Raw genomic sequence first — 21523 nt, 5'->3', positions numbered from 1 at the left:
GCCCTGATCCCCAGGCCATGTCCCGCTCTCGTCAAGGAGTTCCTCCGTGTCTGTCCCTGCGCGTCCGCTGGTCGTGTTCCCCGTGACCCTGCGGGAACTGGTCGTCGCCCGGACGGTCGACGTCACGGCTGGCATGCGACGCGTGACCTTGACCGGTGACCAGCTGGGGGCGTTCACCTCCGCGGACGGGACCGCGTGGCCGGCGTTCACGTCGCCGGGTTTCGACGACGACATCCGGCTGCTGTTCCCGTACCCGGGTGAGCACGAGCCCGTCCTGCCGCTCATCGAGGATGGACGGGTGACGTTCGCCGAAGGACGCCGGCCGATCGCCCGGGCCTACACGGTGCGCCGCTACGACCCGCACGGACGTGCACTGGACGTCGACGTCGTCCTCCACGGTGACGGGGTCGCTTCGCACTGGGCCCGTGCGGTGGTGCCGGGAGACCGGATGCACATCGCCGGTCCCGGCAAGACCCGAGGACTCCCGGTCGGCGCCGACCGGTTGCTGATCGCCGGCGACGACACGGCGGTTCCCGCGATCGCGCGGCTGCTGGAGGAACTTCCCGACGACGCTCGCGGGCGCGTGTTCATCGACGTCGAGCACGCGACCCACGCACAGGAGCTGCACGGTCCCGCGGGAGTCGACGTCACCTGGCTCCCCCGAGGCCCGTCCGCTCCGGCGCGCCCCGGCGCACTGCTGACCGCCGTTCGCGAGATGGCCTGGGCGGACGGCGCGTGGTTCGCGTGGCTGGCCGGCGAGCAGTCGGCGGTCCAACAGATCCGCCGGCACCTCGTCCGCGACCGCCACCTGCCCAAGTCCGCGATCGACTTCACGGGCTACTGGAAACGTGAGGCCGTCGCGGACGGAGTCCGCTCCCACCGGCCCTGACTTCCCCAGCCCTGAATCCCCGGCCCTGACTTTCCGGCCCCGGCAAGGGGCCGTCCGTCCGGCCGCTCGCTCCGACGCCTCCTCACCGACCGTCGGGGCGGCCCCGCCCTGTTCGTCCCCACCCCGAGAAACACAAGAACGGCACTCATGAACCTCACACGACGCCGCAGCATCACCGGCTTGATCGGCGCGGCGCTGGCCGCCGCCCTCACCCTGACCGGATGCTCGTCCACGGAGTCCACACCATCGTCCCGGAAGACGGCGGCCAGCGACGGGGCGAGCCGGCTGCCGGCCGCCGAGGGGAAGACCTCCTACCCGCTGACCCTGGAATCGCCCTTCGGCAAGACCGTGTTGCAGAAGCGTCCCGAACGGATCGCGGCGGTCGTGCCGAACGCGATCGACACGGAACTGCTCCTCTCGCTCGGGGTGACGCCCGTGCTCAGCTCCAGCTTCGTCAAGGAGGGCGGGTACCTCGGCAAGCACGGTGCGGACGACGTCAAGACCTACGAGTTCGTGATGGGCGAGGAGGTGCCGGTCGAAGCGATCGCCGCGAGCAAGCCGGACCTCATCGTCGCCGTCGGGTGGACGGACGGCCTCGGCGGGGTGAAGCTCGCCGACCACTACGACCGGCTGAAGAGCATCGCCCCGGTCGTGACCAGCCCGGACACCTCGTCCCAACTGCTCATCCCCTGGCAGGACTCGATCCGGGTGCTCGGCGAGACGCTCGACCTCGTCGACGCCGCGAAGCGCGTCGTCGACGACCACGAGGAGCACTTCGCGACGCTCCGCAAGAAGCACCCGGAGTTCGAAGGGCTCACCGCCACCTGGGCGATCTTCTACGGCCAGGCCAACGGGCTCCAGTACCTGTCGCGGCCCGATTCCGCTCCGGAGACGTTCCTGGGTGAACTCGGCTTCGCCAACAACCCGAGCGCACGGGAGTTCGCCCGGGACGCCACGGTCAGCGACGAACTGCTGTCGAAGATCGACGCCGATGTGCTGCTGCTCGGTCAGAGCGCGGCTGCGGGCGACAAGGAGATGCGGGAGCTGACCGGTCGCGACCTGTTCCGGAACCTCGGCGCCGTGTCCTCCGGGAACTTCGTGCAGCTCGCGCCGAAGACCGACGACGGCGGGGACCTGCTGTGGGCGATCAGCAGCGGCGGGCCGATCGGCAACAAGTGGGCGACCGGACACCTCGTCCCGCGCCTCGCCGACGCCCTCTGACAGCCCACCGGTGCGGGGCGCGCGCGTTGGCGCGCCCCGCCCGCTCCTTCTGGAGGAGGATCATGACCACGGACGCGTCGCACGGCCTGCTGGAGAAGAAACGCCCGGAACGACTCCCGCCAGCCCGGCGGATGTTCGGGCTGGTGGCGCTGACGTGCGTCCTCGCCGGCGTGCTGGCCCTGAGCGTGAGCTTCGGTGCGAATCCGCTGCCGCTGCGGGACGTGTGGGGGAACGTGTTCCACCCCGACGGGTCCGAGGCGGCGTCGATCGTCTGGACGCTGCGGGTGCCCCGCACCGTCGTCGGCATCGTCTCGGGCATCGCGTTCGGGGTCGCCGGAGCGCTGATCCAGGCGCTCACCCGGAACCCGCTCGCCGACCCGGGAATCCTGGGCGTGAACGCGGGGGCGGGATGCGCGATCACCATCGGGGTGGGCCTGTTCGGAGTGTCGGGCGTCACCGGGTACGTGTGGTTCGCCTTCCTCGGCGCGGTCATCGCCACCGTGGTCGTGTACGCGATCGGCTCCTCCGGAAGGGGTTCCGCCTCACCCGTCACCCTGGTACTCGCCGGTGTGGCCCTGGCCGCGGTGCTGACGGCGTTCTCGACGTTCATGATGCTCATGGACGAGGAGACGTTCCGGTCCCTCAGGAACTGGGGCCTCGGATCGCTGGACCGCACCTCCCTCCCCGACACGCTCGCGGTGCTCCCGTTCCTCGTCGTCGGGCTGGTGATCGCGTGCTGTCTGGGCGGAGCGCTGAACGCCGTCGCCCTGGGCGACGATCAGGCCGCGTCACTGGGCGCCCGCGTCACCCGCACGCGCGTCACCGGGATCGCCGCGGTCACGCTGCTCGCGGGCGGCGCCACGGCACTGACCGGAGGAATGGCGTTCATCGGGCTGATGGTCCCGCACGTCGTGCGCTGGTTCACCGGACCCGACCAGCGGTGGATCATCGCCTACACCGTCCTGGCCTCGCCGACCGTCGTCCTGGCCGCCGATGTGATCGGGCGGGTCGTCGCCCGCCCCGGAGAGATCGAAGCAGGCGTGCTGACGGCCCTGATCGGCGCCCCCGTGCTCATCGCGCTCGTACGTCGCAGGAAGGCAGCCGGACTGTGAACCGCTCCACCACGGGGCCGAGACCGATCGACTTCGGCTACCGGCACGCCCGCCTCCGCATCGGCGGCCTCGTCGCCATCCGCTTCGGCTTCCGCAGCCTGGCGGTCAACACGGCCCTCGCGGTCCTCGCGGTCGGCGTCGCGGTGCTCTCCCTCGGCTTCGGCGACTATCCGCTCGGCCCCGTCGAGGTCGTGCGGGCGCTCACCGGGCAGGGCGACGACTTCCACCGGCTGATCGTGACCGAATGGCGTCTGCCGATGGCGATCGGCGCGCTCCTGTTCGGCGCGCTGCTGGGCATCGGCGGGGCCGTCTTCCAGTCCCTCACCCGCAACCCCCTCGGCTCACCGGACGTGATCGGCTTCGACGCCGGCTCCTACACCGGCGTCGTCCTCACGATGCTGCTCCTCGGCGGCCACCACTATGGGTCGGTGGCCACGGCCGCGATCGCCGGCGGCCTGCTCACCGCGGGCGCGGTCTACCTGCTCGCGTACCGCAAGGGGGTGCAGGGGTTCCGGCTGATCATCGTGGGCATCGCCGTCTCGGCCATGCTCGGATCGATCAACTCCTACCTCATCACCCGGGCCGACATCAACGACGCCATGAGCGTCGGCTTCTGGGGAGCGGGCTCACTGAGCCGGGTCGGATGGGCCGCCCTCGTCCCCGCCCTGATCGGCGGTGCGCTCGTCCTCGGATGCGTCACCGCCCTCGCCCCGGCGCTCCGACAGTTGGAGTTGGGCGACGACGCGGCCCTCGCCCAAGGGGTCAGCGCCGCCCGCGCCCGACCGGTGCTCCTGATCGCGGGTGTCGCCACGAGCGCCCTGGTGACCGCCGCGGCCGGACCGATCGGGTTCGTCGCCCTCTGCGCGCCGCAGCTCGCTCGCCGACTGACCCGCACCCCCGGGGTCACGGTCGCCTCCGCCGCGTTCATGGGGGCCGCCCTCCTCGCCCTCGCCCAAGCGACGTCACTGGCGATCGCGCAGGCGTACCGGCCCGTGCCCGTCGGCCTGATCACCGTCTGCCTCGGCGGGCTGTACCTGATCTGGCTGCTGATCCGCGAAACGAGACGAAGCATATGACCCGTTCCGACACCGAGAAGCGCGTGCGCCCGTCGACCGGCTGCCGGCTCCGCGCCGAGAACGTGACGATCGGATACGACGAGCACCCGGTCAACGCCCGGTTGTCCGTGGCGATCCCGGACCGATCGTTCACGGTCATCGTGGGCCCCAACGCATGCGGCAAGTCCACGCTGCTGCGCGGCCTCTCCCGACTCCTGCGGCCCTCGACCGGGCAGATCGTCCTCGACGGGCAGGACATCCACGCCTACAAGGCCAAGGACGTCGCCCGACGGCTCGGGCTGCTCCCGCAGTCCTCGCTCGCCCCCGACGGCATCCGGGTCGCCGACCTCGTCGCCCGCGGACGCTACCCGTACCAGAAGCTCATCCGCCAATGGACCGACACCGACCAGCGCACCGTCGCGGAGGCGATGGCCGCGACCGGTGTCGAGGACCTGTCGCCGCGCCTGGTCGACGAGCTCTCCGGCGGACAACGCCAGCGCGTCTGGGTGGCGATGGCGCTCGCCCAACAGACGGACATCCTCCTCCTCGACGAGCCGACGACCTTCCTCGACCTCACCCATCAGATCGAACTGCTGGAACTCTTCACCGACCTGCACCTCGCCGGCCGCACCCTGGTCGCAGTGCTCCACGACCTCAATCAGGCGGCACGGTACGCGACACACATGGTCGCCATGAAGGACGGCGCCGTCGTCGCCGAGGGCCCGCCGGCCGAGGTCGTCACCACGGACCTGGTCGAGGACGTCTTCGGGCTGCGCTGCCTCGTCGTCGCCGACCCCGTCGCCGGCACCCCCCAGGTCGTTCCGATCGGACTCGACCGCACGACCCGACGGGAGAGCGTCGATGACGTCTGAACACGGGTCGCCCTCGCCGTCGGTCCGGCGTTCGCCCCTCGCGCGGGCGCTGCTGCCCAGCCTCCCGGTGCTCGGCGTCGCCTCGCTCACCGCAGCGGTAGCCGGGCTCTGCGGTCTCGGCGCGCTCTGGTTCGCGACCCGGGTCCTCACCGACCCACGGCCCGCGCACGCGGTGGGGGCGTGCACCGCATGGGCCGTCAGCGGCCTGCTGTCCGCCGTGTCCTCGTGGACGGCGCACCGCGGCGAAGCCCGCTTCGCCCAACGTCTGCGACACGACGTGGCAGGGCACCTGGCCCGGATGCCGACGAGTGCGCTCGCCAAGCGCGGCGGCGATGCGCTGCGCCGCCTGGTCTCCGACGACGTCGCAGCGCTGCACCACGCCGTCGCCCACCTGCCCGCCGAGCTCGCGACGCTCGCGGTCGTCCCCCTGGCCAGCGCGGTCGCCCTGCTCTCCGTCGCAGGGCCGGCCGCATTGCTCGCCCTCGTCCCGGGACTGCTCGCCGCCTGCTACTACCTGCTCGTCGTTCCGCGGACCTCCGCACGCCACGGCGCCGAAAGCGTCCGGGTGATGAGCGACATCGTGACCGCGGTCGACGACTACGCCCGCGGAATCCGCATCAGCCGCAGCTACGGAGCCCAGGGCGGCGCCGCGGCCCGCTACGCGGCGGCGACCCGTGGCTTCACCACCGGAATGGTCCGCTGGGTGGGACGGGTCGCGACGCTCGCCGCCGTCGCCGGAGCGCTGCTCCAAGCAGCCGCGACCTACGCGATCGCCTACGCCGTCGGCCACGGACAGGACACCGGCACGCTCGCCGCGATGCTGCTGTTCGGCCTGGCCACCGTCACCCCGGCGCTGCGCCTCGGCCACGGTCTCGACTACGTCCGCGCGGGTCGCGCTGCCGCGGACCGCATCGCCGAGGTGTTCCGGGAACCCGTCGTCACGCCCGCCGCGCAGCGAGCCGACGCAGGGGGGACCACCCCGGGCACGGCCCTGGTCCGCCTCACGGTCGGGAACGCGGAACGCGTCCTCGTCGACGAGGTGACCCACACGTTCGAACCGGCGACGATCACCGCCGTCACCGGGCTCAGCGGATGCGGCAAGACGACGCTCCTGCGTGTCATCGCCGGACTCGAATCAGCGACGGCAGGGCACGTCGTCCTCCCGCCCGACCCGACCGCGCGGCCTATCGGTGGACCGGTGCTCCTCGTTCCGCAGGGTGGTGACGTGCTGCCCGGGACGGTCCGCGACACCCTTCGCCTCTCCGCCCCGGACACCGAGGACGGAGACCTCACCGAGGGGCTCCGGCGGGCGCAGCTCGACGTCCCGCCGGGGACCGGGACGACGAACCTCTCCGGCGGCGAGCGGCAACGCGTCGCACTGGCGCGGGCCTTCCTCACCGAAGCGCCCGTGATCCTCCTGGACGAACCGACCAGCGCCCTCGACGAGCGGACGGCCGCCCGGGTCATGGCGGAGCTGCGCCTCCTCGCCGACACGGGGAAGACGCTGATCGTCGTCACGCACGACCTTCGGCTCGCCGCGACCGCCGACGAACAACTCACGCTCGCCGAGGGGCACCTCACGAGGCACGGAGGACGACGATGACCACGCCCGTACTGCAGGCGTTTCCCGCCGCGGCGAAGCGACGGCTGACCCTGATCGGGTGCGGCTGGGTGCTCGTCGCCGTTGCGGAAGCGTCCGCGTACACGGCACTCGCCCGGGCCCTCGCGAACGGGGAGCCGCCCGGACCCGTGCTCGGCGCTGCGGGGGTGGCCGTCGCGACGACCGTGCTGGTCTCACGCGGCGGTTACCTCACCGGCGCCCGGCTCGCCGGCGACCTCTACGACGCGCTCGGTACCGCGTTCGCGCGTGCCAAGCTGTCCTGGTTCACGGAGACCCACCGGGCGCTGATCGGGACCGTCGCCGGGCGCGCCGTCCCGACGCTGATGAGCGTGCCCGCCCACCAGTTGCAGACCTTCGTCCTCTCGCCGCTGCTCCCCCTGCTGTTGCTCGTCGGCATCGGACTCGTCAGCGGGCCGTCCGCCATGCTGTGCGTGGGCGGGCTGCTGACCGTCGCCTTCCTCTCGCAGAGCCTCGCCCAGCGGGCCCTGGCCCGCGCGGACGCCGGCCGGGGCGACGCCGAGCAGGCCGCCGCCGCGGCCTCGTTGGAGTTCGTCGACCACCTCGAACTGCTGCGGACGGCCGCCGGCTCCGAGGGGGCCGTCGCACGCCTGGCGGCCACCTGGCAGGCTCAGCAAGCCGCACTCGCGCGCACCAACAACGCCTCCGCACCGGCGGCCCTCGTCTCGCACCTCGCCGGTGTCCTTCCGCTCGCCGGGGTCGTCGTGCTCCTCGCGGTCACGGGAATCGACGATCCCGCATCGGCGCTCGCGCTCCTGGTCCTGACCGGGCGGGCCGCGGCGCCCCTGGACGCGCTCGCGCTCGCCGGACCGACGGTGAACGACCTGCGCACCGTGGTCCGGCAGTACCGCACCGCGGCTACCGCGCCGGCCCTGCCGGAACCCGCACGGAGCGCCGCGCGCGACGGCCACGCACTGGAACTCGCGGGCATCACGCACCCGCCCGTGCTCCGCGACGTCCGCGCCGTCATCCCGGAAGGGGCGCGGGTGCTCGTCACCGGCCCGACGGGAAGCGGCAAGAGCACCCTGCTGAACCTGCTCATGCGCTTCGACGACCCCGGGGAGGGGAGCGTGACCCTGGGCGGAGCCGCCCTGACGGACCTGCGGTACGAGGACCTCGCCCCGCACTTCGCCTACGTCCCCCAAGAACCGGTCGTGTTCGACGGCACCATCGCCGAGAACATCCGACTCGGCGACCCCACGGCCACCGACGACGACGTCCTCGAAGCCGCTCGGAAGGCCCACCTGGACACCGTCATCGCCCGGTCCCCCCAGGGCATCCACCAGCACGTCGGCCACCACGGCAACGCTCTCTCCGGCGGAGAACGCCAACGCGTCGCCCTCGCGCGCGCACTCCTGAAGGACGCACCGGTCCTCGTCCTCGACGAAGCAACGGCAGCGCTCGACACGACGACGGAACGACACGTCGTGGAGACGCTACGACAACTGCCCAGCACCCTCATCGCGGTCACCCATCGCCGCACCGACATCTGGGACCCGACGGATGTCATCACCCTCCACGGGAGCACCCCCGAAGGAGCCGGATCCGGCCCGCACGGCGGAACGGAGTAGGCGCGCCGGCTCCGACGCCCGCCGCCGAGGCCGTGAATTGTGAAGACCCCAACGGACGGTGGTTTAGTAGGCGCCGTCAAGCAGTGTGGGTGTGGGGGGAGTTCGGGTGCAGTCCGCGATACGGGGAATGCTGCTCAGCGCAGCACTGGTAGCCACGCTGACCGGCTGCGGGGACGGCGAAGAGGCAACGACCGGGAAGCGCAGCGACGCGCCCGCTGCGAACGGACGGACCACGAAGGCGAAACCGTTCATCTCGCTCTCGGCCGCGCAGGTGCGGTCGGCGCTCCCCACCGACTACACCCTGGGGGACGCCCTCGTCGGGGACGACCCGACCGTGATCGAGGGGCAGGAAGCGCGCCAGAACTGCGCCGAGAGCAGTGGTGCGTCCTGTGGCGGACTGGTGGCCGGCGGCAAGAAGGAACTCGGAGCCGAGGGGCCCGCGGGCGAAGGGCACATCGAGTTCACCCTCTACTCCTTCGATTCCCCGGGGGCGGCGAGCGCCGTGCGGAAGAGCCTGGCGGCCACGGCGCGGGCCTCCGTCACGGTGCCCAAGCAGGTCGAGATCGCGTCCGGCGCGGACGAGACCGAAGCGTTCAAGGGCACCAGCACCACCCATGTCGTCATGCGCCTGGGCAGCGTCGTCGCTCATGTGCGAGCCGTGGACACCACGACCGGGACCGTGCACCACGTGGCCACGCACCAGATCGACCTCATCAAGGATGCATCCGGAGGGTAGACCCGGCCTGCGTTCGGCATGCCTCGCCAGACGTCTGGATTTCAGTACCATCCGGATGTTCCGAGCATCTGCACTCACCTCCTCCGGGAAGGGCCGACATGGCGACTCGGCGTCTGTTCATGGTCAGACACGGCGCGGCGGACGCCTTCGGGAGGCTCACCGAAGTCGGACGGCGCCAGACCGAGTTGCTCGCGGAGCGCCTGGCGCGCCTGCCGATCGACACGGTGTGGCACTCGCCGCTGCCCCGGGCGGTGCACTCCGCCCGACTCATCGGCGAACGCCTGCACGGGGTCCCCGTGCGGGAGGCGGCCGAACTGACCGACCACATCCCGCACGTGCCGGAGAAGCCCCCGACGGCATGGGCCGGGGTGTTCGACGGCTACGACCCCGTCGAAGCGGCCAGGGGTGAGCGCCTCGCGGACGCGCTGACCGACCGGTTCGCCCGCCCCGCCGACACCGAGACGCACGAGGTCCTGGTCACCCACGCCTACCAGGTGGCCTGGCTCCTGCGACACGCCCTCGGCGCCCCGCCCGAGCGGTGGCTGGGGATGAGCTGCGGGAACACGGCGGTGACGGCCATCGAGTACTACACCGGCGCGGCCCCGTCGCTGGTGGTCTACAACGACATGAGCCATCTCCCCGCGGACCTGCGTTGGACGGGCTTCGGGCCCGGCGCCCGGCCCTGAGCGGATGAGCGCGGCGCCCTCACAGCAGGTCCTCGGCAGTGCCCGAGCGGTCAGCCCTGCGCACCACGCACACTCAGATGTTCTCACCATCGGGATGTTGCGTGTATCTTCAGTCGGGAGCGGAGACGCTTGAACAGCTGAACTGGACGGCGCGCACGACAGCGGCGTACGCACGGCAAGGAGCAGCGGATGGTCCGGTTGACCCGAGCCCAACAGCAGGAGCGCACCCGCGCCGCCGTACTGACCGCGGCGAAGGCGGAGTTCACCGAGCGTGGATACGCGGCGGCGAAGGTGGACCGGATCGCCGAGCGGGCCGAACTGACGCGTGGCGCGGTGTACTCGAACTTCCCGGGCAAACGCGCCCTCTACCTGGCCGTACTGATCGACCTGTTCGAGCACGACGCCGCGGGCGGGGTCGACCCCTCGGCAGCGCCCGTCCGGACCTCCAGCGCCGAGGCCCTGGGGGCCTTCGCCCGCATCTGGCTCGAACGGCTGCCGCTGTCCGCACACGGCCCCGCCGCCGGCCGGGTGCACCTGGGCTCACTGACCGAGGTCCTCGACGACGAACCGATCCGTGCCGCGTTCGGCCAAGTGACCCGCGTGGAGGCGCTGTTGCTCGCGCTCGCGCTGGAGTCACTGGACTCGCGCGCCGGTACCGACACGCCGCCCGCGCGACAGGTCCGGCGGGCTCAGCTGACCCTGCGGCTGCTGGACGGCCCGGGCACCTCGACGGATCCGGCCCTCGGGTTCGGCGACCCCTTCGACATCGCACTGGCCTGCGCACACCTGGACGCCCTTGCCCTCGCCGACACCTGGAACCCCCCGTACCTGCCCTACGTCCCGCCCGCGCGGGCCTGTCACGACCGGTGGGACCCACCGCGCACGCTGCGGGACCTGCTCGGCGGGCGGACGGTCGGATTCGCCGGGGACGGTGTGATCACGGTCCTCGGAACCCACCGTCTCGCAGCCGCGGAAGAGGCCGTCCGCAGCGCGCGGGCCGGCGATCTGATCACCGTGGCGGTCACCACGGCCGACCCCGCCGAAACCGGACGCCTCGTCCGCCTGCGGATCGGTGACTTCGCCCGCTGCTTGGAGCGCGCGTTCGCTCCCGACAGCCGGCCGCGCCTGCGTCTCGTCCTCGACGAACGCGGCCTGTTGGCGTCGGCCGTCGGCGTACCGAACGCCGACGACAGCACCGAGTACGCGGTCCGCGTACGGCACGACGCGATCGTCAGCCGAGCCCAGGGACCAGGTGCCGCGCACGCCGCGGCCAGCCTCGACCTCACCACCGCAGACGTTTCCCACACCACACCCCATGGGGCCGCGCCATGACCCGACCCGTTTCGTCTCACGCCACCAGCACCGAGCTGCTGGTACTCCACACCCTTCGCTGCATCGGCTTCTCAGGGCTGTCCGCCGTGGCCGGGGCGACCGGACTGCCCGAGTCCGACGTCGAGTCGGGGCTGATCGACCTCGCCGTCGCCGGGCTCGTCACGCGCACCCCGGGCGACTTCGGCGGCTGGGGCCTCACGGACGCGGGCCGCGCCGCGGACGCCGAGCGGATCGCCGACGAGGTGGCGGCGGCCGGTGTGCGCCCCGTTTTGACCGCGGCCCTCGACCGGTTCCTCGTCCTCAACCCCGAACTCCTCGACCTCTGCACGGCATGGCAGACCCGCACCGTCGACGGCGCCATGACGATGAACGACCACAGCGACTCCTCCTACGACGCCCGTGTCCTCGACCGGTTCACGGAGTTCCACCAGCGTGCCCAGCCCCTGTGCGCGGAGCTGTCCGCGGCCCTGCTCCGGTTCCAGCGCTATCCCGTCCGGCTCTCCGACGCGCTCGTCCGTGCGAGGTCGGGCGCTCTGGAGTACGTGACGGACAGCACCGCCTCGTACCACACCGTGTGGTTCCAGCTGCACGAGGACCTGCTGGCCACGCTCGGCATCCCGCGCCACTGAGACCACCGGCCGCCGCGCACGGCAGCCCCCCTCCCCCGCAGCCGGAGCAACGGAGGCGACGCAGAGATGACCACGCGATGACCTGGATTCACCCGCTCTCGGCAGAAGTCGAGGAGACGGCGGACGTCCTCGGCGGCAAGGCCCACGGGCTGATCGTGCTCCGCCGTTTGGGGCTGCCCGTGCCACCGGGGTTCGTCATCGGTACGGAGGCGTGCCGCGCCTACCTCCGCACCGGGCGCCTGCCCCACGGTCTCACCGTCGAACTTGCTTCTGCGGTGGCCGAGTTGGAGGACGCCACGCACCGCGAGCTCGGCGGCTCGGAGCGTCCGCTGGCAGTGTCGGTCCGCTCCGGCGGCAAGGTGTCGATGCCCGGCATGATGAGCACCGTCCTCAACCTCGGGCTCACCTCCCGGGCGACGGCCGCGCTCGCCGAGGAGCGGGGCGAACCGCGGTTCGCGCTGGACTCGCGGCTGCGGTTCCTGACCGGCTTCGCCGCCCAGGTCATCGGTGTGGGCCAGGAGAGCCTGGCCGGCGTGGACCGGGCGATCGCCGGGCGCAACGGCGACCCGAGCGCCTTCGCAACGGCGATCCGTCACGTCGAGCAGCTCATCCACGAACAGAGCGGCGAGCCCGTTCCCGAGGACGCGTCCCGGCAGTTGGAGCTCGCCGTCGCAGCGGTGTTCTCGTCGTGGGACACCCCGCGCGCCAAGACCTACCGCGCCCTGCACGACATCCCCGACGACCTCGGCACGGCCGTGACCGTCCAGGCGATGGTGTTCGGCAACCGCGACGAGCGCAGCGGGTCGGGTGTCGCCTTCAGCCGCGACCCCAACACCGGTGAGCACGTTCCGTTCGGTGACGTCCTGTTCGGCCGTCAGGGGGAGGACGTCGTCTCCGGCAGCTCGCTGACCGGCCCCCTGCACGAGCTGGCCGACCGGGAACCCGCCGTGTGGACCCGCCTGTTGAGCGCCCTGGACCGGCTGGAGGAGCACTACCGCGACGCGTGCTACGTCGAGTTCACCTTCGAGGCGGGCGAGCTGTGGATCCTCCAGGTGCGTCCCGGACGCTTCGTCGGGCGGGCCGCGGTACGGGTCGTGGTCGACCTCGCCGAGGCGGGAGCCATCGGGCGCGACGAGGCCCTGTTGCGCGTCTCGCCGCAGCACCTCGCCCAGGTACGGACACCGCGCATCGCGGCCATCGACCCCCGGGACGTCTTCACCCGGGGACTCGGAGCCTCTCCCGGAGTGGCCGTCGGTCGGGTGGCGACCACCGCCGACAGCGCGGCGCGGCTGGCGGCGGGCGGCCCGGTCCTCCTCCTGCGCCCGGAGACCTCCCCGCTCGACCTGCACGGCCTGGCTGCCGCGACCGGGGTCGTCACGGCACGCGGCGGGCCGACCAGTCATGCGGCCGTGGTGGCACGGGCGATGGGGAAGCCCGCCGTCGTGGGGGCGACGGACCTCACCGTCGACACCGTCGACGGCTGCGTCCGGGCGGGCGGGCGCACCCTCCCCGAGGGCACGCTCATCGCTGTCGACGGAACGGGCGGTGAGGTCGTCGTGGGTGAGCCCCGCATCGTCGCGGCCGCGACCGACCCCCATCTGCACCGGCTGCTCGGGTGGGCGGACGACGTCGTGAGCGGCGCCGACGGCGACCGTGATGAGCAGGAACGTCTGTTCTCGGCGCAGGCCGTCCTGCGTGCCGCCGACCGGGGGACGCCCCACTGACCCCGCGGAGCGCCGGTCAGCCGCTCCGTCGCGGGCGGCAGACGGTTCGCGCGACGTCACCCGGGCAGCACGATCCCGGGCGCGTCATGTGTGAGGCGCCGGGGATCGTGCCGTTCCTCACCCGCCCCCTTGGCGGCGGGGGTCAGCGCTTCCAGACGGTCGCACGCCAGGTCGTCGCATTGCCGGCGCCGTCGGTGCCGACGGAGAACCCGGCGATCACTCCGGCGTCGTTGATCGCGAACGCCGCGGCGTAGGGACCGAGGGACGACGGCGGCAGCGGGACGACCGTGCCGTCGGGCTTCCACAACAGGGCCTTGTCCAGCGCGGGGTTGCCGGCCGGCGGCCAGGCGTACCCGACTGCCGCGCCCCGGTTGTTGATCGACAGCACCTCCCCGGCCGCTTCCGCCGGGTTGTCGAGCACGGTCCTGGTGCCGTCCGCGTTCCAGCGGGCCGTGTCGCCGTTCGGGTTGTCCTCCAACGAAGCCCCCACGGCGGTGCCCGCCCGGTTGACGTCGTATCCCCGCCCGCGCCCGGCGTCACGGACGGTGCCGTCGGCCGCCCACACCAGCACCCGGTCGTACGCCGTGCTCCCGGCGAGCCGTCCGTGGCCGAAGACCACGCCGTTGTCGGTGATCTGGCTCGTCCGGGCCCCGACGATTCCCGCCGGGAGGGGCAGCGCGCTCGCGACGCCCGCCGCGTTCCAGCGCACGGGGTGCGCGGGGCCGTCGGTGCCGTCGCGCTTCTCGGTCCATCCGACCGCCGTGCCCGACCTGTTGATCGACGTCGCGGTGCCGCTGTCGTCGCCGGGCAGCACGGGCAGCTCGGTCCGGCTGCCGTCGGACTGCCAGCGCAGGGGTTGGGAGCGGTTGTTCGCCACGGAGGCGTCGCCGACCGCGACCCCGGAGTTGTTGACGGCCGACGCGTTGCCGTTGCTGGACCCACCGGGAAGCGTCAGCCGGGTCGGGGTGCCGCCCGGTCTCCAGCGCACGGGGTGGGAGTTGGGCTGGGTGTTGTAGGACAGGCCGACCACCCATCCGCGGTCGCTGAGCGCGGTCGTGCGGCTGAACTGCTCACCGGGCAGCGGCGCCAGGCGGGTGTAGCCGGGGCGGCCGGCGTTCCACCGGATCGCGAGTGGTCCGTCGGAGCCCTGCACGTAGTAGTCGCCGACGACCGTGCCGCTGCTGTTCAGTCCCTTGACGAAACTGTGTATCCCTCCCGGCGGGATCGGGAGCAGCCCTGAGGTCAGCTTCCCTTCGGAGGGCTCGGCCACCGCCGTGGGCGCCGACCCCAGGAGGAGCAGGGCGGTTGCCGCGGCGGCGAGGGATGCAGGTCGGCGAACGCGGAAGCGGGCCATCCGGACACTCCTGATCTCTTCAATGACATTGACAGACATATGCATGGGCGTTGCGTCTGTTACCAGCCAGCAAGGCCCCCCAAGCAGATCAAGTTTCCGCCTCTGCCCGCCCGTTGGCAGCTCGATCTACGAATCGGCTGGATTCGTACGCCCGTTCACTTTTGCCCGTATCATCTGCTGTCCGACACGTCCGCCCCGCCCCACGGACGGGCACGGCCTCCAGGTGACGGCGCCCCAGCAGCACTTCCGGTCCCACGGTGACGGTCGCGGCCGACGGCCGGTGAGCGCCCTCGCCCGCATGTGCACGGCGGGAGACGGTGGCGGCTTCCGGCCACCCGCTCAAGCTCCACGCCGCCTCAGGCGGCGGTTCGGACGACGCTGAGGCTGGGCGTGCCCACGTTGCGCAGTCGCAGCACGCTCCCGTTCAGTCGCCGGTAACGTGACCGGGTGCCGCAGGGAACGTCCATGCGGCCGGCAGTTCCGTACGGGGGCCGCCGGCAAGGAGCGATGAGGCTGCGATGAGTGAACCGACGAAGCCCGAGGTCGACGTGCCCGAGGGGGCTGCTCCCACCGAGCTGACCTTCCGGGACCTGGTCGTCGGGGACGGCGCCGAGGCGAAGCCGGGCAGGGTGGTCAGGGTCCACTACGTCGGAGTCGCCTTCGCGTCCGGGAAGGAGTTCGACTCCTCCTGGGACCGGGGCCAGCCCTTCAAGTTCGCCCTGGGCGGGGGCCGGGCCGTCAAGGGCTTCGACCGGGGCGTGCGGGGGATGAAGGTCGGCGGCCGGCGCGAAATCATCGTTCCCCCGCGTCTCGGTTACGGCAAGCAGTCGCCCTCGCCCTCGATCCCGGCGAACTCGACCCTGGTGTTCGTGGTCGACCTGCTTGCGGTCTGAGGAGGTGTGTTGCTGGTCGACCAGGGAGCCGACAGGAGTGCGCCGCCCCGGGCACCCGCAACGCCTGACTTCCCCCGTTTCGAACCGGTAATCGAAAAAATCCTGCGACTGCGTTTATGATCGTCCGCAGCAAGGCCGTAGCGCAGAGGTCGTCGCGCCCACGCATCGAGCTGGAGGACGTCGGTTCGAATCCGACCGGTCTTGCGCCTACTTGATGTCGACGCGGACGCCGGGCCCCGGCGAAAGACCGGTGGAGTGGTGATGGACCAGCCGACAACGCCCGTACGCTGCCCCGCGATCGAGCATCCCGATCTACCGCTCGCCGACCCCGCGCTGCTCACGCCGCTGCTGGCCCGACTCGTCGACGCCCGGCCCGTCGCCGAGGACGAGGCGTTCCCCCTGGGCACGCTGCGCGCCGACGGCCGGGTGGACCTGTGCAAGCAGGGACTCGGCCCCGCGGGCGCGGCGCGCCTGCTGCCCGTGGCCGCGGGCTCCCCGCACGCCACGCACCTGCTGCTCGGCACCAACTCACTGGGCGACGAGGGCGTCCGGTCCGTCACCGGTGCCCTGGCCGCCGCCCGGGACGCCGGCACCGCTCACGGCATCCGGACCCTGTACCTCGGCTGCAACCGCATCGGCCCGGCCGGCGTCACCGCGCTCGCGGACGCACTCGCCGAGGACACCTCGGTGCGCGCCCTGTGGCTCAAGCGGAACCCGGTGACCGTGACCGGCGCCCGCACCCTCGCCGCGCTGCTGCGCCGCAACAGCGCACTGCGCACCCTGGACCTCGTCAACTCCGGGATCGGACCCGAGGGCGTACGGATCCTCCTCGACGCCCTGCTGGACCGCGGGGCGCCGCTCGAACGGCTCTTCCTCGGGGGCAACGGACTGACCGCCGCCGACGCCCCGCTGCTGGCCGCCCTCGTCCGCGACGCCGGTGTCCGCGAGCTCTACCTGACGGCCAACCACCTCGGCGACGAGGGCACCGCCACCCTGGCCGCCGCCACCGACCCGACCCGGCCCGTGCGGCTCGGGCTGGGCGGCAACGGCATCGGCCCCGCCGGAGCCCGCGCCCTCGCCGACGCCCTGGACGGCATCGAGACCCTCGACCTGGGCCGGGCCATGTCCGAACGCAGCCTCGGCTCACCCGGCAACACCACCGGCGACGACGGCGCCCGGACACTGGCCGCCGCCCTGCCCGGAAGCCCGTTGCGCCGACTCGAACTACGCCACACCGGCATCACCGGCCGAGGCGCCAAGAGCCTGCTCGCCGCGCTCCCCGAAGGACACCGCCTCGAATACGTGGGCCTCGGCCCCGGCACGCCCCGCCGCCTCAAGCGGTCCTTCACCGAACGGCTGCGGCCGGCCCTGCCGACCCACCCCGACCTGCGGGCGATCGGGAGCGTGTACCGGTGACCGCGCGTCCCGTCCCGCCCGGCGGCCTCTCCCTCGAGGACGTCTCCTCCTGGGCCCGCGTCCGCCGCTACGCCGTACCCCGCTGGATGATCGAACGGGCCACCCAGGCCCGGGAGGCCGGCGACTGGCGGGCTGCCTGTGCCGCGGCGGCCGTGGACGTGCCGGACGACCTCGACCCCGAGCGGATCGCCGACCGGTACGGCACCGACGTGGCCGCCCGCGTCGCCGACGACCTGCGGCACCTGGCGCCCGACCTGCTGCGCTGGCACCTCCCGCGCACGCTCGGCGGCCACACCACCCTCGCCTGCTGCCGCCGTGTCGTCCTCGCCGCGTACGGCGACTCCGGCTGCGTCCTGTCGCTGACGAACACCCCGATGCTGGCCGGGCCGCAGCGACTGCGCCTGCACCTCGGCCCGGCCGTCGCGCCCGGCGACGACGAACTCCACGGACTGCACTACTTCACGGAGGACTGGACGGCCGCCCGCCGCTTCTGGGACGCCCGCCGCACCGGCGAACTGCGCCGGAGCGCGGGCGCCGTCGACGCCGTCGATTCCGTTCCCCACGGCCGGCTGCCGTTCCTCCACCTCGACGGCACGCCCCGCTCCCCCGAGGAACTCCCGGACGCACACCCCGGCAGCGCCGACCCGGCCGCCCTCGCGGAGTGGGTCGCGGTCCTCCAGGCACGCGGCGAGCACACCGAGGCGTACGCCGCCGCCGGGCTCGGCCTCGACCTCACTCCGCCGCCGCAGGGCCCACGCGCCCTCCAGCAGCTCGACGTCGCCCGGCTCACCTCGTTCATCGCCCCCGACCTCACCCGCCTGGCCCCCGAGATGCGCCTCCTGGCCCGCGCGGGACGCGGGTCGCGCTTCCGCCTCCCCGTGGAGTGGCGCGGCCACCTCCGGGCCGCACTCGACCCGGCCGACCCCGACCGCGCTCCGCTGCGCGTCACCGGCCACGACCGGAGCGAGGAGGACGACAGTCCGAGCTTGCCCTCGTACGTCTGGCAGCGGCTGCCCGACATCGGTCTGCTGCGGGCCGGCCGGATACGGCCCGAGGAGCTGCACCCGCTGGTCGCCGCCGCACTGTTCCCGCACGCCGGCCCCGTGACCGGCCCGCCCGGCCCACGGATGCCCGAACCCGTCCGGGTCCGCTGCGGCGGCGCCTGGCACGAGGTCGTGTCGCGCGACGGCGAGCTGGCGGGCCCGCACACCGCACAGGAACGGCAGCGCGAGCTGGCGCTGCGCGCCTTCGGCGGCACCATCAGCGGCTGCTTCGCCGCGCAGGTCAAGTGGACCAGCGGCGAGGGACAGCTGCCGAAGGCCCTGCGGGAGCAGCGCAACGCCCTGTTCCTGCACGCCCAGCACGGCGACACGCCCGCCGTGACGGCGCTCCTCGACGCCGGCACGGACCCGCACGTCCGCGACCGCAAGGGCCGCGGCCTGCTGCACGCCCTCCGCCTCCTCGACCACCGCGCGTTGCTGCCGCGCCTGCTGGCCGCCGGACTGGACCTGGAGGCGAAGGACGGGGCGCACCGCACTCCGCTCCAGAGCGCCGTCCAGGAGGGCGGTTCGGCCGACCTGGTCCGGGACCTGCTCGCCGCCGGCGCCAGGATCGACGTCATCGACGAGATGGAACTCTCCCTCGCACAGGTGATCCGCCGCTACGAGCGGACCGATCTGACGTTCCTGCGCATGCGCGTCCTACGGGAGCACCCGGACATCGGCTCCGACTGGTTCGACAGCCACCTGGACGAGCGCTACTCCGCCGACGGCGACGTCGAGGCCGACTGGGACGAGGAGCCGGAGGAGGACGAGGAAGCGGCCGGGGCACCGGACCCGGCCACCGCTGCGGACCCCTCCGGGAGCGGGACCGAGGACCGCACCGACGGCGACCCTGAGGCAGACGACGAGGACATGCACCCGTGACCGCCCCCGTACCCGCAGCCCTCGCTGCCGCCGACGACCTCAACAACCGCCTGGGCACCACGAGGACCGAACCGGCCACCAACCCCCAGTTGGAGGCCCTGGCCCTGGCGGTGACGGCGAACCAGCCCGTCCTGCTGTGGGGCGAGCCCGGCATCGGCAAGTCCGCCGGCATGGAACAGCTCGCCGACGCCCTCGGCGTGCACTTGGAGACCGTCGTCGCCAGCGTCCACGAACCGTCCGACTTCGCCGGACTCCCGATCGTCGGCGACGACCCCGCCAGCTCGGGCGTGCCGATGGCGCCGCCGGACTGGGCCGTCCGGCTCGCCCGTACCGGACACGGCCTGCTGTTCTTCGACGAGCTGTCCTCGGCGCCGCCGGCCGTGCAGGCCGCACTGCTCCGCGTGGTCCTCGAACGCCGGGTCGGCAGCCTGGCGCTCCCCGCGTCGGTACGCATCGTCGCCGCCGCCAACCCGCCCGCCAGCGCCGCCGACGGCTGGCACCTCAGCCCGCCGCTCGCCAACCGCTTCGTGCACCTCGACTGGACGCACGACCCGCGCACCGTGGCCCGCGGCATGGCCGGCACCTGGCCCGAAACCGCCCTGCCGACGGTGGACCGGGGACGCGCGTCCGGTTCGGTCGCCCGCGCCCGGGGCGTCATCAGCGGATTCCTCACCGCCCGTCCGGGTCTCGCCCACCACATGCCGAAGGAGGCCGAGGGCCGCGGCCGGGCCTGGCCCTCGCCCCGTACCTGGGAGATGGCGCTGCGGCTGCTGGCCACCGGATACGCCTCGGGCGCCGGGCGCGAGGCACGGGCCACCGCCCTGATGGGCGCCGTCGGCGAGGCCGCCGGCATCGAACTCCTCTCCTACCTGGAGAACCTGGACCTGCCCGACCCCGACCGGGTGCTCGCCGATCCGTCGGCCTTCGCGCTGCCCCAGCGCGGCGACCGCCAGCTGGCGTTCCTCATCGCCGTGGTCGCCGCCGTGCAGAGCGAACCGACCCGCCCGCGCTGGGAGGCGGGCTGGGAGGTGCTCGCCAAGGCGGTGGACGCCGGAGTGCCCGACGTGGCGGCTCGGGCGGCCCGCGACCTCGCCGCGATGCGCGAACCGCACTGGCCCATCCCGCCCGGCATCGACGCCTTCCTCGAACTGTTGCAGCTCGCCGGCGCGTTGCCGGGCGGGCGCTGACCGGCCGGCACGCCATGCCCTCCGCGCCGGGCGGTGGCCTCGACCGCGCCAAGCTGCTGGCCGCCCGCTACCAGGCCACCGAGGCCCGCCCGTACCTCGCCTCCGCCCTGTACGCCCTCACCGTCGTGCCGTCGGACCGGGTGAGCACGATGGCGGTGGACCGGTACTGGCGCTGCTACGTCGCGCCCGCCTTCGTCGACGCGACCGCCGTCGAGGAACTGGCCGGGGTGTGGATCCACGAGGCGGCCCACCTGCTGCGGGATCACCACGGCCGCGCCGACCGGCTGCCGGCCGCGGACCTGCGGGACCACGTCCGGGTCAACATCGCCCAGGACTGCGAGATCAACGACGACCTCATCTCCGACGGTCTGCGGCTGCCCCCCGGACGGATGGAACCGCAGCTCTTCGGGCTGCCGGCCGGGCGACTCTTCGAGGAGTACCTGCGGGACGTCCCGGCCTCGCCCCCGCACCCGCCGGACTGCGGATCGGGGGCCCACGGCGTCCCCGCCCCGTGGGACCTGGGCGAGCACGCCGACACCGGCACGGCCGGTGTCGGCCCGGTGGAGTCCGAGGCCCTGCGCCGCCAGACCGCGCAGGCCGTCCGCGCCCACGCGCGGTCCCGGGGGACGGTTCCGGCGGGCTGGCGGCGCTGGGCGGAAGAGCTCCTGGAACCCACCGTCGACTGGCGCAAGGCACTCACCGGCGCCGTCCGGGAAGCCGCGGCATGGGCGGGCGGCGCGGTCGACTACACCTATCGTCGCCCCTCACGCCGCACCCCCGCCCTCGGCGGCCGGGTGGTACTGCCCAGCCTGCGCCGGCCCCTGCCCCGCGTGGCCATCGTCGTCGACACCTCCGGCTCGATGGGCGAGGACGACCTCGCCGCCGCCCTCGCCGAGGTCTCGGGCGTACTGCGCGAGGTGGGCGTCGGCGGCAACCGGGTCGCCGTCCTCGCCTGTGACGCGGACGTCCAGGCCGTCGCCCGGGTGACCGCCGTCGACCAGGTCGAACTCGCCGGCGGCGGCGGTACGGACATGACCGTCGGCATCCGTACGGCACTCGCCGCCCAGGACCCGCCGAACATCGTCGTCGTCCTCACCGACGGCTACACCCCCTGGCCTCCGGAACCCGTCTCCGCCCGCCTGATCGCCGCCCTCATCGGCGAGGACCCGCCGCAGCCCCCGCCCTGGGCGGAGACCGTACGCATCCCCCCACCCCGCTGACGTGCGCGGTAGCGCCGGGCGGTGGGTAACCCCGGCGCGACCGCTTTTGATCATTAAACATC

Annotated in this window: 18 protein-coding genes and 1 pseudogene; 18 read left to right on the top strand and 1 reads right to left on the bottom strand. The window is 73.1% G+C overall.

Going from position 1 to position 21523, the window contains the following annotated elements; translation table 11 throughout:
* The first annotated feature begins 46 nt into the window (after window positions 1-46).
* The 12 genes from ACFWIA_RS01595 (at window position 47) to ACFWIA_RS01540 (ending at window position 13466) form a co-directional block, all read left to right on the top strand.
* On the top strand, window positions 47-889 hold the full coding sequence (locus ACFWIA_RS01595; protein ID WP_386999289.1) for a siderophore-interacting protein: 843 nt from the start codon (window positions 47-49) through the stop codon (window positions 887-889).
* Window positions 890-1036: 147 nt separating this feature from the next.
* Window positions 1037-2110, top strand: a complete 1074-nt coding sequence (locus tag ACFWIA_RS01590) for an ABC transporter substrate-binding protein (RefSeq protein WP_386999287.1) — start codon at window positions 1037-1039, stop codon at window positions 2108-2110.
* Window positions 2111-2172: 62 nt separating this feature from the next.
* Window positions 2173-3222: a FecCD family ABC transporter permease gene (locus ACFWIA_RS01585; protein WP_386999285.1), complete on the top strand. Its 1050-nt coding sequence runs from the start codon at window positions 2173-2175 to the stop codon at window positions 3220-3222.
* Window positions 3219-4298, top strand: a complete 1080-nt coding sequence (locus tag ACFWIA_RS01580; protein ID WP_386999283.1) for a FecCD family ABC transporter permease — start codon at window positions 3219-3221, stop codon at window positions 4296-4298. Before ACFWIA_RS01585 ends, ACFWIA_RS01580 begins: the two co-directional genes overlap by 4 nt.
* Window positions 4295-5149 (top strand): ABC transporter ATP-binding protein, encoded by an 855-nt coding sequence (locus ACFWIA_RS01575; protein ID WP_386999282.1) that lies wholly within the window; start codon window positions 4295-4297, stop codon window positions 5147-5149. The genes ACFWIA_RS01580 and ACFWIA_RS01575 overlap by 4 nt, the downstream gene beginning before the upstream one ends.
* Entirely contained in the window at window positions 5139-6752 is a 1614-nt protein-coding gene (locus tag ACFWIA_RS01570) for an ATP-binding cassette domain-containing protein (protein ID WP_386999279.1), read from the top strand. Before ACFWIA_RS01575 ends, ACFWIA_RS01570 begins: the two co-directional genes overlap by 11 nt.
* Window positions 6749-8359, top strand: coding sequence for an ATP-binding cassette domain-containing protein (locus tag ACFWIA_RS01565; RefSeq protein ID WP_386999278.1), 1611 nt, complete (start codon window positions 6749-6751; stop codon window positions 8357-8359). Before ACFWIA_RS01570 ends, ACFWIA_RS01565 begins: the two co-directional genes overlap by 4 nt.
* A 127-nt stretch (window positions 8360-8486) precedes the next feature.
* On the top strand, window positions 8487-9095 hold the full coding sequence (locus ACFWIA_RS01560; RefSeq protein WP_386999276.1) for a hypothetical protein: 609 nt from the start codon (window positions 8487-8489) through the stop codon (window positions 9093-9095).
* Between the two features lie 98 nt (window positions 9096-9193).
* On the top strand, window positions 9194-9781 hold the full coding sequence (locus tag ACFWIA_RS01555; protein ID WP_386999274.1) for a histidine phosphatase family protein: 588 nt from the start codon (window positions 9194-9196) through the stop codon (window positions 9779-9781).
* A 189-nt stretch (window positions 9782-9970) separates the two neighbouring features.
* Entirely contained in the window at window positions 9971-11113 is a 1143-nt protein-coding gene (locus ACFWIA_RS01550; RefSeq protein WP_386999272.1) for a TetR/AcrR family transcriptional regulator, read from the top strand.
* On the top strand, window positions 11110-11742 hold the full coding sequence (locus ACFWIA_RS01545) for a transcriptional regulator (RefSeq protein ID WP_386999270.1): 633 nt from the start codon (window positions 11110-11112) through the stop codon (window positions 11740-11742). The genes ACFWIA_RS01550 and ACFWIA_RS01545 overlap by 4 nt, the downstream gene beginning before the upstream one ends.
* A gap of 77 nt (window positions 11743-11819) precedes the next feature.
* Window positions 11820-13466: a pyruvate, phosphate dikinase gene (locus tag ACFWIA_RS01540; RefSeq protein ID WP_386999268.1), complete on the top strand. Its 1647-nt coding sequence runs from the start codon at window positions 11820-11822 to the stop codon at window positions 13464-13466.
* Window positions 13467-13608: 142 nt separating this feature from the next.
* Here ACFWIA_RS01540 and ACFWIA_RS01535 read toward each other — a convergent pair whose 3' ends face one another.
* Window positions 13609-14820, bottom strand: coding sequence for a hypothetical protein (locus tag ACFWIA_RS01535; RefSeq protein ID WP_386999266.1), 1212 nt, complete (start codon window positions 14818-14820; stop codon window positions 13609-13611).
* Window positions 14821-15338: 518 nt separating this feature from the next.
* Here ACFWIA_RS01535 and ACFWIA_RS01530 point away from each other — a divergent pair.
* The 6 genes and pseudogenes from ACFWIA_RS01530 to ACFWIA_RS01505 all read left to right on the top strand — a co-directional run bounded on the left by ACFWIA_RS01530 (window position 15339) and on the right by ACFWIA_RS01505 (window position 21461).
* Window positions 15339-15713: an FKBP-type peptidyl-prolyl cis-trans isomerase gene (locus tag ACFWIA_RS01530; RefSeq protein ID WP_386999264.1), complete on the top strand. Its 375-nt coding sequence runs from the start codon at window positions 15339-15341 to the stop codon at window positions 15711-15713.
* A gap of 131 nt (window positions 15714-15844) precedes the next feature.
* Window positions 15845-15917 (top strand): annotated as a pseudogene (locus tag ACFWIA_RS01525).
* Window positions 15918-15974: 57 nt separating this feature from the next.
* Window positions 15975-17129 (top strand): gala protein, encoded by a 1155-nt coding sequence (locus tag ACFWIA_RS01520; protein WP_386999262.1) that lies wholly within the window; start codon window positions 15975-15977, stop codon window positions 17127-17129.
* Window positions 17126-19054, top strand: coding sequence for an ankyrin repeat domain-containing protein (locus tag ACFWIA_RS01515; protein WP_386999259.1), 1929 nt, complete (start codon window positions 17126-17128; stop codon window positions 19052-19054). Before ACFWIA_RS01520 ends, ACFWIA_RS01515 begins: the two co-directional genes overlap by 4 nt.
* A complete protein-coding gene (locus tag ACFWIA_RS01510; protein ID WP_386999257.1) occupies window positions 19051-20241 on the top strand; it encodes an AAA family ATPase in 1191 nt (396 codons plus the stop codon). The genes ACFWIA_RS01515 and ACFWIA_RS01510 overlap by 4 nt, the downstream gene beginning before the upstream one ends.
* A gap of 14 nt (window positions 20242-20255) precedes the next feature.
* On the top strand, window positions 20256-21461 hold the full coding sequence (locus ACFWIA_RS01505) for a VWA-like domain-containing protein (RefSeq protein ID WP_386999255.1): 1206 nt from the start codon (window positions 20256-20258) through the stop codon (window positions 21459-21461).
* The last annotated feature ends 62 nt before the right edge of the window (window positions 21462-21523 follow it).

It is taken from the genome of Streptomyces sp. NPDC127068 (assembly GCF_042724695.1).
Taxonomy (GTDB): Bacteria; Actinomycetota; Actinomycetes; order Streptomycetales; family Streptomycetaceae; genus Streptomyces.
This window is presented reverse-complemented; position numbering and strand designations above follow the sequence as displayed.